The sequence below is a fragment of the Gordonia sp. SL306 genome (genome assembly GCF_026625785.1).
GTDB lineage: Bacteria > Actinomycetota > Actinomycetes > Mycobacteriales > Mycobacteriaceae > Gordonia.
On sequence record NZ_CP113063.1, the window covers coordinates 1,640,661 to 1,656,688 of the forward strand.

Sequence of the window (16,028 nt, forward strand, 5' to 3'; positions counted from 1 at the left end):
GCGGTCGGACCGGGGATCACCGGACCGGCCGCATCTGTTGTCTGGCATGACAATCGGCACGACCGGCACCTACCGAGTGAAGGAACCGCACACGAGGTCGTCCGACCGCATTCTTCCCCTGGTGCTACCCGAGACCGAGTTCTACTGGACGTCGGGCAAGGACGGCCACCTCCGAGTCCAGGAGTGTCTCTCCTGCGACAGTCTGATCCACCCGCCGAAGCCCATCTGCCCGCAATGCCGATCCGGCAAAACTCGCGACCTGCTAGGCGGGTTCCGGGAGTTCCGCCGACCGCAGATCCGTGATGATTCGCGACTCAGCCTCTACCGACAGGTTCGTGGGCAGCGCGGGTACCGCACGGTCGATCACGCCGGCGCACCGATCCCGGATCCCGCCGGCGACCTGGTCGACCGGCGCCACGACCGCGAAGGTCGCCAGGATCTCGTCGGTGATCAGCTCCCCCATCGTCTCCCATTCGCCGCGCAGCGACAGATCATGGAGTTCCGTTTGCAGGTCTCCCCATCCGTGCAGTTCGAGCACCTTCCGGTAGGCCGGTGTCGATCCGTAGAAGGCGATCTGACGGCGCGTGGCCACCGCCGCCTCGCGCAAGTCCTCCTCCGTCTCGCCGGTCACCACGAAGACCGGTGAGGTCAACTGGAACCCGGCTCGCGCGCGACCGGATCTGTCGATGCCGCGCTGAACCATCGGCGATGTCACCTCTTCCAGGAAACGCCTGGTGGTGAAAGGGTGGGTCAGCAGACCGTCGGCGACCTCACCGCACATCTCGGTCATCTTCTCGCCAACCGCAGCCAGGAACACCTTGGGTGCCGGGTATTCGGTGGGCTCCGGCGTGAACATCGGTGACATGATCTTATGGGTGTAGAACCGGCCGTCGAACCGCAGCTTGGTGCTGTTCTGCCACGCCGACCAGATGGCGTGCAGCGCATCGACGAATTCGCGCATGCGTTCGGCGGGCTCACTCCACGGCATCCCGAAACGCTTTTCGATGTGCGGTTTGATCTGGGTACCCAGGCCGAGGTTGAACCGCCCCTGCGAGAAATCCTGGAGGTCCCAGGCCAAGCTCGCCACGGACATCGGGTTCCGCGCGAACGCGACCGCGATGTTGGTCCCCAGCTCGATCCGCGAGGTGTGTTCCGCGGCGAGGGTCAGGGCCAGGAACGGATCGTGATTGGTCTCGCCCCTGTCTGCGTCATCCCTGTTCGCGTCATCCCCTCTGCGTCATCCTTCTCCTCCCGGCTTCAGCAGGATCTTGCAATGGTCTCCGGGCGCACGGAGATCCGTGAACGAACGTGCAGCGTCCTCCAGCGGGCGTACCGCGGTGACGAAGGGAGCAACGTCGACGGTCCCATCGGCGATCCACTCGAGGGCTCGTGTGAACTCGTCGGGCCGATAGGCGAACACGAATCTCAGCGACAGCTCCTTCACGTTCGCGATCACGGGTGTGATCGTGTCGGGTTCGGTACACACACCCACCACCACGATCCGCGTGTGCGCATGGACCGAGTTCATCACCTCGGCGAGGATGCCGGGCAGGCCCACACATTCGAAGACGACGGTCTGGGCGCGTCGGTCCGTCTCCAGCAGAGGCGACGAGGGCAACTCCTGCCCGGCGAGTTCGGCCCACCGACGATAGGGAGAATCCTGCCCGGGATCGACCACCACGTCGGCGCCGATCCGCTCGGCCAGTCTGCGTCGACTCGGCGAGAAGTCGGCCGCGACCACCGGCCCGTGTCCGGCGGCCTTCAGCGCGGCGATCACCGCCAATCCGACCGGGCCGCACCCGATGACGAGCGCGACGTCGTCGGTGTGCATCTGTGCCTCGGCGACCGCATGCGCACCCACGGCGAGCGGCTCCGCGAGGGCCGCGTGGTCGGCGACCACCGCTTCGGGCACCGGGAGCAGACGCCTGTCCTGCAACACCATCTGCTCCGCGAGTCCACCGGACGCGAGGGGCGACAGCCCGATCAGTTGCGGCCCGTCGGCGGTGTCGAGATAGGGAACGGAGGTGACGACCGAACCGACAGGGAATCGCCCCCGACCCCCCGGACCGTTGTCGAGGACGCGGCCGACGAACTCGTGGCCGAGGACGATCGGCGGTACCAGATCCGGCATCTCGGCCTGCGACGACACCAGATGCAGGTCCGATCCGCAGATCCCGCAGGCGAGCGGCGCGACCAGAACCTGCCCTGGACCGGGCACTGGATCGTCGACCACTTCGACCCCGACCATGCCACCCCGGGCGACAACTGCGCGCACGGCAAACTCCTCCCCGATGTCGGTACGATGTATTACTGTAACGTCAACAGTAATCACTGCGATGGCAGCCCGCGTCACATTGGCGGACACACAGTGAGCGAGTGGAGGCGACGATGGAGGTTCCGTTCACCTGGAAGGTCACCGGGTGGTTCGTGATCGGCTGGTCACCGGAGTTCCCCGCGGGAGAGACGAAACCGCTGCACTACTTCGGGGAAGACCTCGTCGCGTACCGCGACGACTCGGGTGAGCTCCACGTGATGACCGGCCACTGCAAGCACCTCGGCGCTCATCTCGGACACGGCGGCAAGGTGGTCGGCGACTGCGTCGAGTGTCCGTTCCACGGCTGGCGGTGGGGCCCCGACGGCTCCAACCGCTACATCCCGTACGAGCCCGACCGGCCCAACAAGGTCCTGAAGCTCCAGGTCTATCCGGTCCGCGAGCAGTACGGCATCGTCTTCATGTGGTACCAGCCCGAAGGTAAACCACCGCAGTGGGACCTACCCGACATCTTCGCCAAGTTCCCAGAGATCACGGCCGGACCTGAGGAGTACTACCGGATCTATCCCGAGTTCTCGCGTCGTGCCGAGCGAGAGCCGGTGCACCCGCAGATCGTCGCGGAGAACGGGCCGGACAGTTCACACTTCCGCTATGTGCACGGCGCGAGCGTCACCCCGGTGTGCCTGGAATGGGAGGCCGTCGACAACGAGTGGCGCTTCCTCACGGGCTGGCCGGACGCGGACAGCGATGATCCCGACAAGATGTCGTTGCGCATCCACAGCCACTTCTCGGGGCTCGGCTACGCGATGAGCGCCTTCGAGGGCGCTCAGAATCACCGGCTCATCTTCGCGTGCACCCCCGTCGACGACGGCCACTCGGATCTCTTCTATTCGATCTGGTGGCCGAAGCGTGGCGACGACGAGTCCGACATCCCGCCCGAGGACGTCCAGCGGAAGGTCGAGAACCGTTTCCTCGTGACCGTCTTCGAGGATCTCGGGATCTGGCGCTACCAGAAGTACGTGGAGCGGCCGCCACTCGCGCGCATCGACGCGAAACCGTACATGGCGATGCGGCGGTGGGCGACCCAGTTTTACGACGTGCCACCGGTCGACACGCACGCGAGCGTATGAGCGCGACGCTGGCGGAACTCGTCGACCCACGCCATACCGCGATCGTCACCCAGGAATGCCAGGGTGCGGTCGTCGGTCCGGATGCCGGTCTGAAGGCCCTGGCCGACGAGGCGCGCCGCGAGGCGCTGCCCAACATCGGCAGGCTCCTCAAGGTGGCCCGCGATGTCGACGTGCCCGTCGTGCACTGCCTGGTCGCCAGACGCGGCGACGGGCTCGGCTCCAACCACAACGCCAAGCTGTTCGAGGTCGGCCGCAGCCAGGTGTCGATCGCACCGGGCAGCCCGGGAGCCTCCTTGGTGCCCGAACTCGGACCGGAGCCATCCGATGTGGTCCTCACGCGTCTCCACGGCCTCGGCCCGATGGGCGGCACCGACCTCGACGCAGTGCTGCGCAATCTGGGGATCACGACCATCGTCGCCGTCGGCGTCTCACTGAACGTCGCGATCCCGAACCTCGTGATGGACGCGGTCAACGCGTCGTATCGGGTCGTGCTCCCGCGCGACGCGGTTGCCGGCGTGCCGCCCGAATATGGTGAAGCCATGATCCGCAACACCTTACGGATGTTGTGCACAGTAACGACCACGGATGAGTTGTCGTCGGCCTGGGGTCGGCCGTGAGGGTCGACGACGTCCTGGCGACCACTGACCCGGACCCGTCCCGCGCTTTCGTCTTGCCGGACTCCGTGCCGGCAACGCCTGCGATCACCCGGTTCGTCGCGGCGATGCGCAGGATGCAGGACCTCGCCCGCGCCGCCCAAGCCGACGACACCGCACGGGATCTCGCCGCCGAGCAGATCGAGGCCGACGTCCGAGACTCTCGAACCGCATCTCGTGCCACCCGGAGGTTACGGACATCTGGGACGGCATCGGCTACCCGGTCGGTCTCGTGATGGACGATCAGACCGTGGTCGCAGGGGAACGTCCGCTGAGTCGAACCGCCTTCCTCCACGTCGACCACCGAGGCGTCACTCCCATCCATCGACCGCTCGAGGCACGCGGACGCGTCTCGCGTCTGGACGGACGGAAGGCCTTCGTCGAGGCCGAGATGATCGACGAGACGGGACCATACTCTCCCGGGCGAACGACCTGATGATTCTCCTGCTCCCCCACCAGCCGTAGACACGGGTGGCTCTGGCTGCCGCGTGGAGTTAGGTTGGCGCGATGGCGAAGTCTCTGGGGCAGCGGGGGTACGAGCAGGTCCTGACGGCAGTCTGGACGCCCCACGCCGGTGTCGAGGTGCCGGGGATCGACCTCCCTGCAGAGTGGGAAGTGGCACTACATCGGGTCGGTCACGACCTGCGCGCCCGCCAATACGCCGGCCGGATCGAACGCATCGACTGGATCGGCGAGTACGACGACCACAGCGGCTATGTGGCCGTGCTGAGTTCGGTCACGAGCGAGGGGCAACCCGCCCAAGGACTGGGCACCTGCGAAGCGGCGCCGCTCGACAGCACCGAGAACGAGATTGCCCGATACCTGGCAAATGTCGTCCAGGATGAGGTGGCCCGGGCTCACGTCGCCTGGCCGTGGGCAGACGGCGGCGGATTCTGCACGCCGCGGCTCGCCGACGGCGAAGCGGACTGGGTCGACGGGCGCGGCGAGAGTCTCGGTCAGATCGGCCGTTTGGGCGATACTGCGAGATGAACAATGGGCTCCCGAAGTTCTTCAGATCGCTCTCGAAACGGGCTTGCGCAGCGGCAGACCATGCATTAGACTTCGAACATACGTTCGATTCGATGCTTCCGGGGGGTGCAGCGCGATGGCGTACGACGTGGAATCCGCTGTGACTGCGCGCTACCGTCAGCTGCACGAGTTACTGGACGAGATCGACCAACTCGAGACCACCGCCGCAACCGACACCGAAATCGTCGCTGCCGCAGAGTCTCACGAACGCGCCGCTCGGCGGATGAGCTGGATCGGACACCGTCGGGTGTTGGACGTCTCCGACCGTGACGCACACCGCAAGTCCGGCTACCGGTCGCTGGCCGATTTCATGTCCTACCGGCTGCGCATCAGCGATCCCCGGCGCCGGATGAAGCAGATGGAGGCGGTGGGCCGGATGTATTCGATCGTCGGCGAACTCCTGCCACCGCGCTGCCCGAACACCGCGCAAGCACTGGCCGAGGGCGCCATCGGTCCCGCTCACGTCCAGGCAGTCCTGGAGACACTCGACCGCATTCCCGCGGCTATACCCGTCGACGAGAAGGACGCGGCCGAGGCCATGTTCGCCGATCTGGCCCGCGAACACACTCCGGGCGAACTCACCGACCTGGGCGCGCGTCTGCTCGCTCACCTGGACCCGAACGGCACCCTCACCGACGACCGCGACCGCAAGAGGCAGCGCGGATTGAGCCTCGGCAAGCAGGACGCCCAGTCCATGAGCAAACTCCGCGGCAGCCTCGACCCCACAACCCGCGCCATGTTCGACGTCGTACTCGCGGCCTGGGCGGAACCGGGAATGAACAACCCCGACGACGACCGATCGCCTGCCGGGATGAAGGACAGTGCCGACCCGACAACGCTCAAAGAAGCTGCCCAGCGCGACAACAGGACACCAGCGCAACGCAACCACGATGCACTCAAGGCCCTGCTCGAGACAGCTCTGGACGGCGGGGCCCTCGGCACCAGCCACCGCGGCCTGCCACCGCACCTGATCGTCAAGATCACCGAATCCGAACTCCGCGACCTCGCAGGCGTCGGACACACCGCCACCGGTGCCCGTTTGCCGATCAGCGACGTCGTCGAGCTGGCGGCCCGCGCCCAAATGCATCTGGCCGTGTTCGCCGACCACACCGCACAATCGCTCTACCTCGGCACCGCCAAGAGATTCGCCAACCAGGCACAGCGATTCATGCTCTTCGCCCAGCCCGGCGGGAGCGGCTGCTCGTGCCCCAGCTGCAGCCAACCGTTCACACAGGTGGAAATCCATCACGCCGAACGAGATTGGGCCGACGGCGGACACACCGACATCAACCAACTCGCACCGGCATGCCCCCGGCACAACCGAATGGTCGGCCCCAAACCCGGGCAATGGACCACCCGCATCATCCGAGAAGGGCCCGACGCCGGACAGGCCGAATGGACACTCAACACCGACGGCACCGGCCCACCTCCACCTGCGCGCGTCAATCGCGTGCACAACATCGGCGAACTCTTCCATCGTTACGTACGCGAAGAGGCGATGCCCCCTGCCCACAGCTCGGTCGAGCCGAGCACACCGCCGGTTCGCGACAACCGGTCGATCGCCGAGCACCGCCTCGGCCGGCTACTCGCCCGCGGATGCCCCCAACGAGCCCGGGTCGACATCAGTCACTGGCCGGCAACGCTTTCGACTCCTTGAACACGAGAGCCGCATCGCCCACCGACAATGCACCGGCACCCGCCTTCGTCACCAGGACCTCGGCACCTCCCTCGTCGACGTAACGCTTGCCGAGCACCGTTCCGCCCGCGAACCGATCATCGAGAGAGACACCATCAGCCGTCGGAGCACCCACTTCCACCATCGCGACCCCGCCGCACCGTAGATCGTCCAGCGAATCCGCCGGGCTGATCACGACGACCTGGGTGTCGCACACCTGGCTCGCCATCCGACTACCACTCTTGATCATCACCTGCTCCTTTGCTATTCGGCCCGCACCGGGCGAAGTTCCGCAACCAGAACGCGCCGCAGAAGTTTCCCTGTCGGAGTGGTCGGCAGATCGTCGCGGAACACCACTCGATCAGGCGTCCGGGAGCCACGCAGTCGATCGCGGACAAAAGCCCGCAGCTCTTCGGGATCCGGATCGGCGCCGGCCCTCGGCACCACGACGGCGACCATCGCCTGACCCCACTCGACGTCGTCCACACCGATCACGGCCACCGACCGGACCTGCGGGTGCTCCACCAGCACATCCTCCACTTCGGCCGGCGCGATGTTCTCCCCACCACGGATGATCGTGTCGTCGGAACGGCCGCCGATGTACAGGTAGCCATCCGCATCGAAGCTCGCGACGTCCTTCGTCGGAAACCATCCGTCTCCGTCCAGCACGGACCCGATGTCGGAGTACTTCCCGGATACCTGCGGGCCCCGGATGAACAGCTCACCGGTCTCGCCGACGGGCACCACGTCTCCGGACTCATCGCGGATCTGCAGTTCGACCCCGGGCACCGGACGCCCCACCGATCCCAGCCGCCGTGCGATGGCCGGTTCGTCGGTTCCGAGGGCGTCTCGATGATCATCCGGTGTGAGAACCGTTATGGTGGAACTGGTTTCGGTCAGGCCGTAGGCATTCACGAGACCGACGTGCGGCAGCAGTTCCAGTGTCCGGCGCACCAACGGCAGCGGGACCTTGGCCCCGCCATACGCGAGGTTGCGCAGAGAAGGCAGCTTGGCCTCCTCGGCCTCGATGACGGCGACGATCCGGTCGAGCATCGTCGGGACCACGGTCGCCGTCGTGATGCGCTCCTCTTCCACCAGCCGCACCCATGCGCCCGGCTCGAATTGGCGCTGATAGACCATCCGGCGTCCCGCGAAGAGGTTGGTGAGCGCCGCACCCACGCCCGCTATGTGATAGGGCGGAACACAGATCAACACCGCGTCGCCAGGGTCCGCCGAAGCGAAATCGACTGTGCCCATGACATAGTTGGTCAGATTCCCGTGGGTGAGCTCGACAGCCTTCGGGCGAGACGTCGTCCCCGAGGTGAACAGCACCACCGCCACCGTCTCGGGATCTATGGCAACGCCGCCGCGGTAGCCATCGAACTCGGGCAGTGGATCTTCGAGTGGCGGCGTCTCGGTCGACGCCAGGAAGTCGGCGGAATCGACGGTGTGTATGCCTGCACCCTCGACCACACCGACGTACTCGGAGTCCGCGATCACCATCGGATCGGGCAACCTTCCGATGAGCTCGCGCAACGCCGATTCGCCGAGGCGGTAGTTCAGCGGCGTGAACGCGAGACCGGCGCGCGCCGAGGCAAAGATCAGGAGTGGCAACAGAACCCCACCGGTTCCGACATACACGACGTGCCCCGCCCCGGTAGCGGCAATCCGGTCCGCACCTCGGGCACTCATACGGTCGATGTCGGCCACAGTCACCCGCACGTCGTCTGATGCGATGGCGATCCGTTCCGGGTCGGTCGAGACCGCCATTTCCAGCAGCAAAGGAATACTCATGAGGTCACCTCAGGTCGGATGTGGTTGGTACCGAAGCGGACACGAGCCGACCGTCACCACCGAGTCTGCGCCGCGTGCGGCGGCGCGCGCTCCGGATCGTGATGGCGGCGATCGCCCGCGCTGCGCGGCTGAACGGCTGGACCGCGCTGGACGTGGTCACACTGAACGGAAGATCCGAGCCGACGACGGTGCGGCGGTGACTGAACGTGTCGAACCCCGCCTTGCCATGGTAGGCCCCCATCCCACTGTTGCCCACACCGCCGAAAGGCGCTGCCGCAGGCAACATATGCAGACCGAACTCGTTGCGCGCGACTCCGCCACTGCGCGTGTACCGCAGGTACTCCCGGAAATCGGCCCGGTCGGGACCGAACCAGTACGTGACCAGCGGCGACGGCCGGGCATTGACGTGGTCGACGACTTCGGAGAGCTGATCGTACGGCTTGACCACGAGTACCGGGCCGAAGATCTCCTCGTGCGCGATCCTCATCCGATCGTCGACGTCGCGCACGATGGTCGGCGGGATCTTCCGCGATTCCGGATCGGGCAGATCCTCACCCTGCGGGACAACGGTTTCGACACGTGCGCCATGTAGACGCGCATCCTCGATCAACCCGATCACGCGATCGAAATTCGCCTGGTTCACACTCGCCGGATACTCGGGGTCATCGACCACCGACGGAAATGCCGCGGCCAGCGTGTCCTTCGCGTGTGTGACAAAGGCATCGATCTGGCCCTTCGGGACGAACACGTAGTCCGGACAGACACAGACCTGTCCGCCGTTCACCATTCGTCCCAACGCTATCCGTGACGCTGACCGTCTGATGTCCGCATCAGGCGCGACGACGACGGGGTTCTTGCCGCCCAACTCGAGGGTGACCGGGACCAGATTGTCCGACGCGGCGCGTTGCACGAGCTTGCCGATGCCCGGTGAACCGGTGAATAAGAGATGATCGAACGGCAGCGTGGAGAAATCGGCCGCCGCCGTCGCATCCCCGGTCACCACGGCGAGCTCGGCGGGGTCGAAATACTGTGCGGCCAAGGTCTTCATCAATTCCGCGGTCGCGGCGGTGACCTCCGACATCTTGATCATCACCCGATTGCCGGCGGCGAACGCCGCGACCGCAGGCACGATCACCAGCTGCACCGGGAAGTTCCACGGTCCGATGATGCCGACCACACCGAGCGGGCTCGGCACGACCTCTGCCCGGATCCCCAATGCCCGACCGACACGCAGGAGCTTGCTCTCCCGCATCCACTTCGGGATGTTCGATCGGGTGTGTTCGATCTGCGCGATGCAACCGACGATCTCGGTCGACACGGTGCCGAGCCTCGACTTACTGCCGAAATCCTGCACCAGCGCGTCGACGAGGGCATCGGCGTTGTCGACCATGAGGGACACCAGCCGATCGATGCGATTGCGCCGCGTGGCAGCATCCGGTGGGCCGTCGGCGAGGAAGGCCCGACGCTGCACCTCCATCAGCGCGAGCATCTCGTCTCGGTGCGAGACCGACGCAGTGGTGTCCGCGATTCCGTCGAGGGCGCTCATCGCTCGCCCCTCACGACAGTTCGATCGGTCCGGCGTCCACGACCGACCGCAGCCAGCCCAGATCGACACCGGCATCCTCGGCCGCCATCACGCACGCCGCGACATCCTTCCGGAGGAAGGGTGAGGCGACCTTGGTGAAGGTCCCGACGTCGCCCAACAGCTGGACCGACGCGAGGGCATGACTCTTCCCACTGGAGACCGCGACCGCCGACAACAGCTGTTCGCCGCCGACTCCCAGCCGCTCGCCGAGCTCCACCGCGGCGGCCACGAGTTGGGCATTCGCGGCGAACAGCATGTTGTTGACGAGCTTCAGGTTGAGGGCGCTGCCCAGTCCACCTGTTCGGAGGATCGGATCCGCGTACGCCGCCAGCACCACCCCGGCCCGCTCCACGGCGGCCTCGTCACCGCCGAGGAGAACGGTGAGTTTGCCTGGCCTCGATGTCGGTGGCCGCCCCGCTGACCGGTCCGTCGATGATCGCCGGTCCGTCGGGGAACTCGGCGACGAGCTTCTCCAAGGTGCTGACGTTGCCGGTGGTGTGCGAGACCACCACACTCCCGGCTTTCGCGTTGGACATGAATCCATCTGGGCCACCGCCCAGATCGGCCAACTGAGCGTCCGAAAACAGGCAGACGATCAGGAGGTCGGACCGGGCCGCGACATCGGCGACCGAGTCCGCGAGCCGCGCCCCAGCCTCCGACAGTCGTTCCCGCACCTCGTCACGTCGTGCGTAGAGCACCACGTCGTGTCCGGCGCCAAGCAACCGGCGAACCATCGGCTCGCCCATCTGACCCGCACCGATGAAACCGATGATCTCTGGCACCGACGTCACCTCACCTTCCGCTGAACCGTGTCCCGACCGTTGTCCACCGACCGCTCATCCCTTCCAGGGCACCGACTTCACGTACCCGCCTGCGTCGATCCGCAGCTGGGTGCCGGTGATGAAGCGGGCGGAGTCGCTGGCCAGGAAGACCACCGCCTCCGAGACGTCCTTGGGTTCGATGTAGGGCACCCGCATGGCCTGCATCGCCGGGAAGGCGACCTCGGCCTCCTCGCGAGTCGGATGTTCGAGGTCCGGCCGGAAGACCTTGTACATGCCCTCGTTGTGCAGCATGTCCGTGTTCACGTTCGTCGGATGCACCGCGTTGATCCGAATGTTCTTCTTGGCCAACTGCACAGCGAGATCGTTGACGTACCGCGCCACCATCTGCTTGGCGAGACTGTAGGCGGACCCGCCCGGCCCCTGATTGGTCGCGCTGCCGAGCTGCGCCGCCAACGAACCGGTCGCGATGATCGACGCACCCTCACCGAGGTGCGGCAGACTGCCCTGCACCACATTGAAGACGCCCGCGAGGTCGGTGTCGATGGTGTCCGACCAGGATTGCAGGGTCTGTCCCTTGCCCATCGGGCAGATGCCGGCGTTCGCGACCACGATGTCGAGTCGTCCGAGCTGGTTCACGCCGTCGGCGATCGCATTCCACACCGCACTGCGCTCACGCACGTCGGCGACGACGGAATGCACACGGACACCCTCCTTCTCGACGAACCGGACGGTCTCCTCGAGATCCTCCGGCCGCGCAAGTGGATAGGTGTTGCCCTCGAGGTCCGCGCACAGGTCGAGCGCGACGATGTCGGCGCCCTCCTGCGCAAGACTGACCGCGTGCGATCGTCCCTGTCCGCGGGCTGCGCCCGAGACGAGCGCCACCTTGTTGTCGAGTTTTCCCATGTTCTGGTGCCTTTCTGTGGTCACCGGCGAGTTCAGGCTGTGCGAATGACGATCACGACTTGCTCCGCGGCAGCCGATAGCCGATGGTTTTCGTCTCCAGATACTGCGAGAAGCCTTCGAGGCCGCACTGTCGGCCCACCCCGCTGTTCTTGTAGCCCCCGAAAGGTGCGTCGGCGCCGTAGAACATCCCGCCGTTGACGCCGAGCGAGCCGGTCCGGATGCGTCGCGCGACGGCCATCCCGCGCTCGTTGCCGGCGGAGAGGATCGCGCCGGCGAGCCCGAACGCGCTGTCGTTCGCGATCCGCACCGCGTCGTCGTCGTCGGAGAACGGCATGATCACGACGACCGGACCGAAGATCTCCTGTTGTGCGATGGCGGCGGAGTTGTCGACGCCGGTGATGACGGTCGGCGCCACGAAATGCCCGTCGCGGAGATGATCTGCGAGACCTGGGTATTCGCCGCCACCGGTGTGGAATTCGGCGCCGTCGGCCCGGGCCTGGTCAAGGGCACCGAGCACCCGCTGCTTCTGTGCGGCACTGATCACGGGCCCGACAAAGGTATCCGCCAGAGCCGGATCTCCGACCGGGATCATCTGATAGGCCGCGGTGACGTTGGCGACGACCTCGTCAAACAGCGATTGATGCACCAACAGACGACTGTTGACCGCGCAGGCCTGTCCCGCGTGCGAGCACGCGCCCACGGCCCCCATGGTGACCTTGGACGGATCCGCGTCGTCGAGCACGATCATCGCGGACTTGCCGCCGAGTTCCAGAAAGCTCCGCTTCATCGTGGCTGCGCCCTCTCGCATGAGATGGCGGCCGACGGCGGTCGAACCGGTGAACGAGACGAGATCGACACGTGGATCGCTCGCGAGCAATCCGGCGACCTCGTTGTCGGGAGTGGTCACCACGTTGACGACGCCGGCCGGGAAGTCGGTCTTCTCCGCGATCAGGCGTCCGAGTCGCGCTGCGCTCCAGGGCGTATTCGGATCGGGCTTGAGGACCACGGTGTTGCCTGCCGCCAACGCAGGCCCGAGTTTGTTGAGGATGACCTCGATCGGATAGTTCGACGGAGTGATGGCCGCGACCACCCCCGCCGGTTCCTTGACCACGGTTCGCACGTTGCGCGCACCGAACAGCCCGCCGCCGTCGAGGGTGCGCTCCCACTCGAAAACATCGATGAGCGACGCCGGATAGCGCAACGAGTCGGCCAGCGGCCATTCGAGTTGGGCGTCGGAGGTGGACATCAGCGGGCAGCCGACCTCGGCGACGAGTTCTTCCCGCAGCTCTTCCTTCTCCGATTCGATAGCCGCCTGCAGCTGGTCGAGACAGCGCTTCCGGAGCGGCCGGTTGGTCGACCAATCGGTCTCGTCGAACGCCCGCCGCGCCGCCCCGATGGCCCGGTTCATGTCCTCGGCCCCCGCGGCGGCGGCCACTCCCAGCACCAACCCGGTTGCCGGACTGAGATTCTCGAAGGTCACCTCACCGGCGGCCGGGACCAGGGCGCCGTCGATGAGCAACCTCGATTCCGCTCGCGCGCCGGCACGGCGTCCGAGCTCCAGACTCGGTGCCTCGGTACTCTCCACGACTTCGCTCACACGGTCCTCCTGATCTGATCACCGTCGCTCCGCCCACCCGACCGGATGACTAACTGTAATTCTTACAGTAATATCTCTCAATGCTGTAGTGCCAAATCTTTGGAGGGAACGCGGATGTCCGATCTGCTCAACGGTGTGGTGGTCGTGGAACTGGCGTCGTGGACGTATGTGCCCAGCGCGGGGGTGATTCTCCGCGATTGGGGGGCCGACGTGATCAAGATCGAGGACACGAAAGGCGGCGATCCCTGCCGCTACCTGACGGTCGGCGGACTCGACCCCGCGGATTCACGTGTCAAGGCCAACTTCATGATGGAGATCGGCAACCACGGCAAACGCAGCATCGCGATGGACATCAAGACCGACGAGGGCATCGAGATCTTCGGCAAACTCATCGCGAAGGCCGATGTGTTCCTGACCAATTGGCTGCCGGGTCAACTCGACCGCGCGGGCCTGTCGATCGAGAAGATCCGTTCGTTCAACCCGAACGTCGTCATCGCGCGTGGCAGCGGGCAGGGCCCGCTCGGGCCCGACCGCAACAAGGGCGGATTCGACGGTTCCTCCTACACCGCCCGCGCAGGCGTGGCGAACGCACTGTCTCCGGAGAACGCCGAGTTCCCGTTTGCGCAGGGACCTGCCTTCGGCGACCTCCAGGGCGGGAGCACGCTTGCGGGCGGGATCGCCGCGGCGCTCTTCGCACGAGAGCGCACAGGCCGCACCGCGGTGGTCGACGGGTCGCTGCTCGCCCAGGGCATGTGGGCGGTCGCCCCGGACATCTCGGCGGCCGACTTTCACGGCATCGAGCGCATCCCACCGTATGCATTCGGCGACGCCCCGAATCCGGTGGTGAACCGCTACAAGACCCGCGACGGCCGGTGGGTGCAGCTGCTGTTCCTCCAGGCTGACCGGTACTGGAAGGGATTCTGCGAGCGCATCGGCCGGCCCGAACTCGGTGTCGACGAACGGTTCACGCCGCTGGCGAATCTGACGCGCAACAAGGACGAGGCGACCAAGATCCTCCGCGAGATCTTCGCCGAACGCGACCTCGAAGAGTGGCAGAAGATCCTCGTCGACGAGCCCGGGGTGTGGGAGGCCATCCAGACCCCGGAAGAGGTGCTCGACGACCGGCAGGCGGTCGCCAACGGCTACCTGATGAGCGTGCCCGACGCCGACGGAAACGTCTTCCGGACCGTCGGTGCACCCATCCAGTTCGACGAGACGCCACCGGCACCCGGCCGCTCCCCCGAGCACGGCGAGCACACCGAGGAGATCCTTCAGGAACTCGGCATGACCTGGGACGACATCATCGCCGCCAAGGTCTCGGGAGCGGTTCTCTGAGCGGATAGGTCACGCACGCAGAACTCCCATATCCACGGAATGCATTGCGTGTAAGTGGGAGTTCTGCGTGTGCGATCAGCTACTCGGTCTTGGCCCGGGTCTGCGCGTAGCTCGGACGGCCCAGGCCCAGAGCGTGTTGGGCGATCATGTTACGGAACACCTCCAGGGTGCCGCCGTAGATCCCGCACAATGGGGCCCATCGGAACAGATACTCGCTCGCCCCGTCGTCGGCCGCTCCGGCGGTCTCGATCGGCAGCGCTGCTGCGGGCCCGAGGATGTCCATCAATTCTGGAGCGACGTCCCGCATCGCCTGCGCGATCGCCACCCGCCCGTACATGTTGGGCGTGCTCAACGACGCCTCGACACGGGCGACATTGCGCCCGAGACGATACGACACCGAGCCGTCGTCGATCCGGCGTCGCCCGGTGGCGTCAGGTGTCGACACCTTCGCAGCCACCTTGTCGACCGTGGTCGCCATGTACGAACCTTGGTGCTGGAGGATCGAAACGTCCTCCAGACCGTCGGAATTCGCCTCTGACACACCGTGTTCGGTGTCCAGCGGCCCGCGCAGAACGGTCCATCCCTCGTTGACCTCACCCAGCCGGTACTTGTCCGAGATGCGGACGTCGCTGTAGTAGACGATGTTGGTGCGGTCGCCGTCGACCGTCCACAGCGGCTGGATCTCGATCCCCGGCGTGTCCAGCGGGACGAGGAACATGGTGAGGCTCTTGTGCTTCTTCGCCTCCGGATCGGTGTTGGTGATCAGAAAGGTGTACTGGCAGTTGTGGGCGCCCGTGGTGAACATCTTGGAGCCGTTGACGACCCAGTCGTCGCCGTCGCGGACCGCGCGTGTCTTGCACGTGGCGATGTCCGAGCCGCCATCTGGCTCGGTGTAGCCCAGGCAGAGGCGCACATGGCCGCTGAAGACCTTCGACAGCACCTCGTCTCGGATCTCCGGAGAGGCGAAGTTCTCGACCGACCGCGCGACGATCGACGTGGTCCCCCAGGTCACCCAGGGCACATGGACACGACGCTTCTCGAGCTCCCAGAGCCGCCGCCGGACGCGGTCGAAGCCGCCCTGCTCCTCGGTGCGGTACTCGCGTTCGAGGTATCCGGCCGCCCCCATCGCCAGGTGGACCGCCTCGTCGAAGTTGTCACCGGTCTCCCGATCGCGCCGGCGCACGTCGTCGGTGACGTGCGTGGCGAGGAACTCTCTGATCTCATCCAGAAAGCCCTGCTCGTCGGCGGTGAGCTCGACTCGTGAGAAATCCAT

Annotated in this window: 15 protein-coding genes and 2 pseudogenes; 7 read left to right on the forward strand and 10 right to left on the reverse strand. The window is 66.1% G+C overall.

Going from position 1 to position 16,028, the window contains the following annotated elements:
• Window positions 1-46: 46 nt before the first annotated feature.
• A pseudogene (locus OVA31_RS07430) lies at window positions 47-238 on the forward strand (zinc ribbon domain-containing protein); the annotation flags it as partial.
• Window positions 239-262: 24 nt separating this feature from the next.
• Here OVA31_RS07430 and OVA31_RS07435 read toward each other — a convergent pair.
• Window positions 263-1,198: pseudogene (locus OVA31_RS07435) on the reverse strand (TIGR03617 family F420-dependent LLM class oxidoreductase); the annotation flags it as partial.
• A 39-nt stretch (window positions 1,199-1,237) separates the two neighbouring features.
• Window positions 1,238-2,275 carry a zinc-binding dehydrogenase gene (locus OVA31_RS07440; protein ID WP_267630453.1) on the reverse strand — a complete coding sequence of 346 codons (1,038 nt, stop codon included), beginning with the start codon at window positions 2,273-2,275 and terminating at the stop codon, window positions 1,238-1,240.
• A 113-nt stretch (window positions 2,276-2,388) separates the two neighbouring features.
• Here OVA31_RS07440 and OVA31_RS07445 point away from each other — a divergent pair, with 113 nt between their 5' ends.
• The 5 genes from OVA31_RS07445 (at window position 2,389) to OVA31_RS07465 (ending at window position 6,741) form a co-directional block, all read left to right on the forward strand.
• On the forward strand, window positions 2,389-3,402 hold the full coding sequence (locus tag OVA31_RS07445) for a Rieske 2Fe-2S domain-containing protein (RefSeq protein WP_267630454.1): 1,014 nt from the start codon (window positions 2,389-2,391) through the stop codon (window positions 3,400-3,402).
• Window positions 3,399-4,019 (forward strand): cysteine hydrolase, encoded by a 621-nt coding sequence (locus tag OVA31_RS07450; protein WP_267630455.1) that lies wholly within the window; start codon window positions 3,399-3,401, stop codon window positions 4,017-4,019. The genes OVA31_RS07445 and OVA31_RS07450 overlap by 4 nt, the downstream gene beginning before the upstream one ends.
• The gene (locus OVA31_RS07455; RefSeq protein WP_267630456.1) at window positions 4,016-4,291 is read left to right on the forward strand and encodes a hypothetical protein; all 276 of its coding nucleotides are present in this window, start codon (window positions 4,016-4,018) and stop codon (window positions 4,289-4,291) included. Before OVA31_RS07450 ends, OVA31_RS07455 begins: the two co-directional genes overlap by 4 nt.
• A gap of 271 nt (window positions 4,292-4,562) precedes the next feature.
• Complete coding sequence (locus OVA31_RS07460; RefSeq protein WP_267630457.1) at window positions 4,563-5,045, forward strand: hypothetical protein; 483 nt, start codon at window positions 4,563-4,565, stop codon at window positions 5,043-5,045.
• Between the two features lie 115 nt (window positions 5,046-5,160).
• Window positions 5,161-6,741: an HNH endonuclease signature motif containing protein gene (locus OVA31_RS07465; protein ID WP_267630458.1), complete on the forward strand. Its 1,581-nt coding sequence runs from the start codon at window positions 5,161-5,163 to the stop codon at window positions 6,739-6,741.
• Here OVA31_RS07465 and OVA31_RS07470 read toward each other — a convergent pair.
• Genes OVA31_RS07470 through OVA31_RS07495 form a run of 7 tightly spaced genes read right to left on the reverse strand, consistent with a single transcriptional unit; the run spans window position 6,707 to window position 13,420 of the window.
• A complete protein-coding gene (locus tag OVA31_RS07470) occupies window positions 6,707-7,009 on the reverse strand; it encodes a hypothetical protein (protein ID WP_267630459.1) in 303 nt (100 codons plus the stop codon). The two genes, OVA31_RS07465 and OVA31_RS07470, sit on opposite strands and share 35 nt — an antisense overlap.
• 14 nt (window positions 7,010-7,023) lie before the next feature.
• The gene (locus OVA31_RS07475; protein ID WP_267630460.1) at window positions 7,024-8,553 is read right to left on the reverse strand and encodes a class I adenylate-forming enzyme family protein; all 1,530 of its coding nucleotides are present in this window, start codon (window positions 8,551-8,553) and stop codon (window positions 7,024-7,026) included.
• A 4-nt stretch (window positions 8,554-8,557) separates the two neighbouring features.
• Window positions 8,558-10,099 (reverse strand): coniferyl aldehyde dehydrogenase, encoded by a 1,542-nt coding sequence (locus OVA31_RS07480; RefSeq protein ID WP_420714152.1) that lies wholly within the window; start codon window positions 10,097-10,099, stop codon window positions 8,558-8,560.
• 10 nt (window positions 10,100-10,109) lie between these two features.
• A complete protein-coding gene (locus tag OVA31_RS24665) occupies window positions 10,110-10,490 on the reverse strand; it encodes an NAD-binding protein (protein ID WP_324290195.1) in 381 nt (126 codons plus the stop codon).
• 10 nt (window positions 10,491-10,500) lie between these two features.
• On the reverse strand, window positions 10,501-10,920 hold the full coding sequence (locus tag OVA31_RS24670; RefSeq protein ID WP_324290196.1) for an NAD(P)-binding domain-containing protein: 420 nt from the start codon (window positions 10,918-10,920) through the stop codon (window positions 10,501-10,503).
• 54 nt (window positions 10,921-10,974) lie between these two features.
• Window positions 10,975-11,823 (reverse strand): mycofactocin-coupled SDR family oxidoreductase, encoded by an 849-nt coding sequence (locus OVA31_RS07490; protein WP_267631436.1) that lies wholly within the window; start codon window positions 11,821-11,823, stop codon window positions 10,975-10,977.
• Between the two features lie 52 nt (window positions 11,824-11,875).
• On the reverse strand, window positions 11,876-13,420 hold the full coding sequence (locus OVA31_RS07495; RefSeq protein ID WP_267630461.1) for an aldehyde dehydrogenase family protein: 1,545 nt from the start codon (window positions 13,418-13,420) through the stop codon (window positions 11,876-11,878).
• A gap of 114 nt (window positions 13,421-13,534) precedes the next feature.
• On the opposite strand from OVA31_RS07495, the gene OVA31_RS07500 reads away from it, so the two are divergent.
• Window positions 13,535-14,755, forward strand: a complete 1,221-nt coding sequence (locus OVA31_RS07500; RefSeq protein ID WP_267630462.1) for a CaiB/BaiF CoA transferase family protein — start codon at window positions 13,535-13,537, stop codon at window positions 14,753-14,755.
• A 79-nt stretch (window positions 14,756-14,834) separates the two neighbouring features.
• Here the strand turns inward: OVA31_RS07500 and OVA31_RS07505 are convergent, their stop codons facing one another.
• On the reverse strand, window positions 14,835-16,028 hold the full coding sequence (locus OVA31_RS07505) for an acyl-CoA dehydrogenase family protein (RefSeq protein WP_267630463.1): 1,194 nt from the start codon (window positions 16,026-16,028) through the stop codon (window positions 14,835-14,837).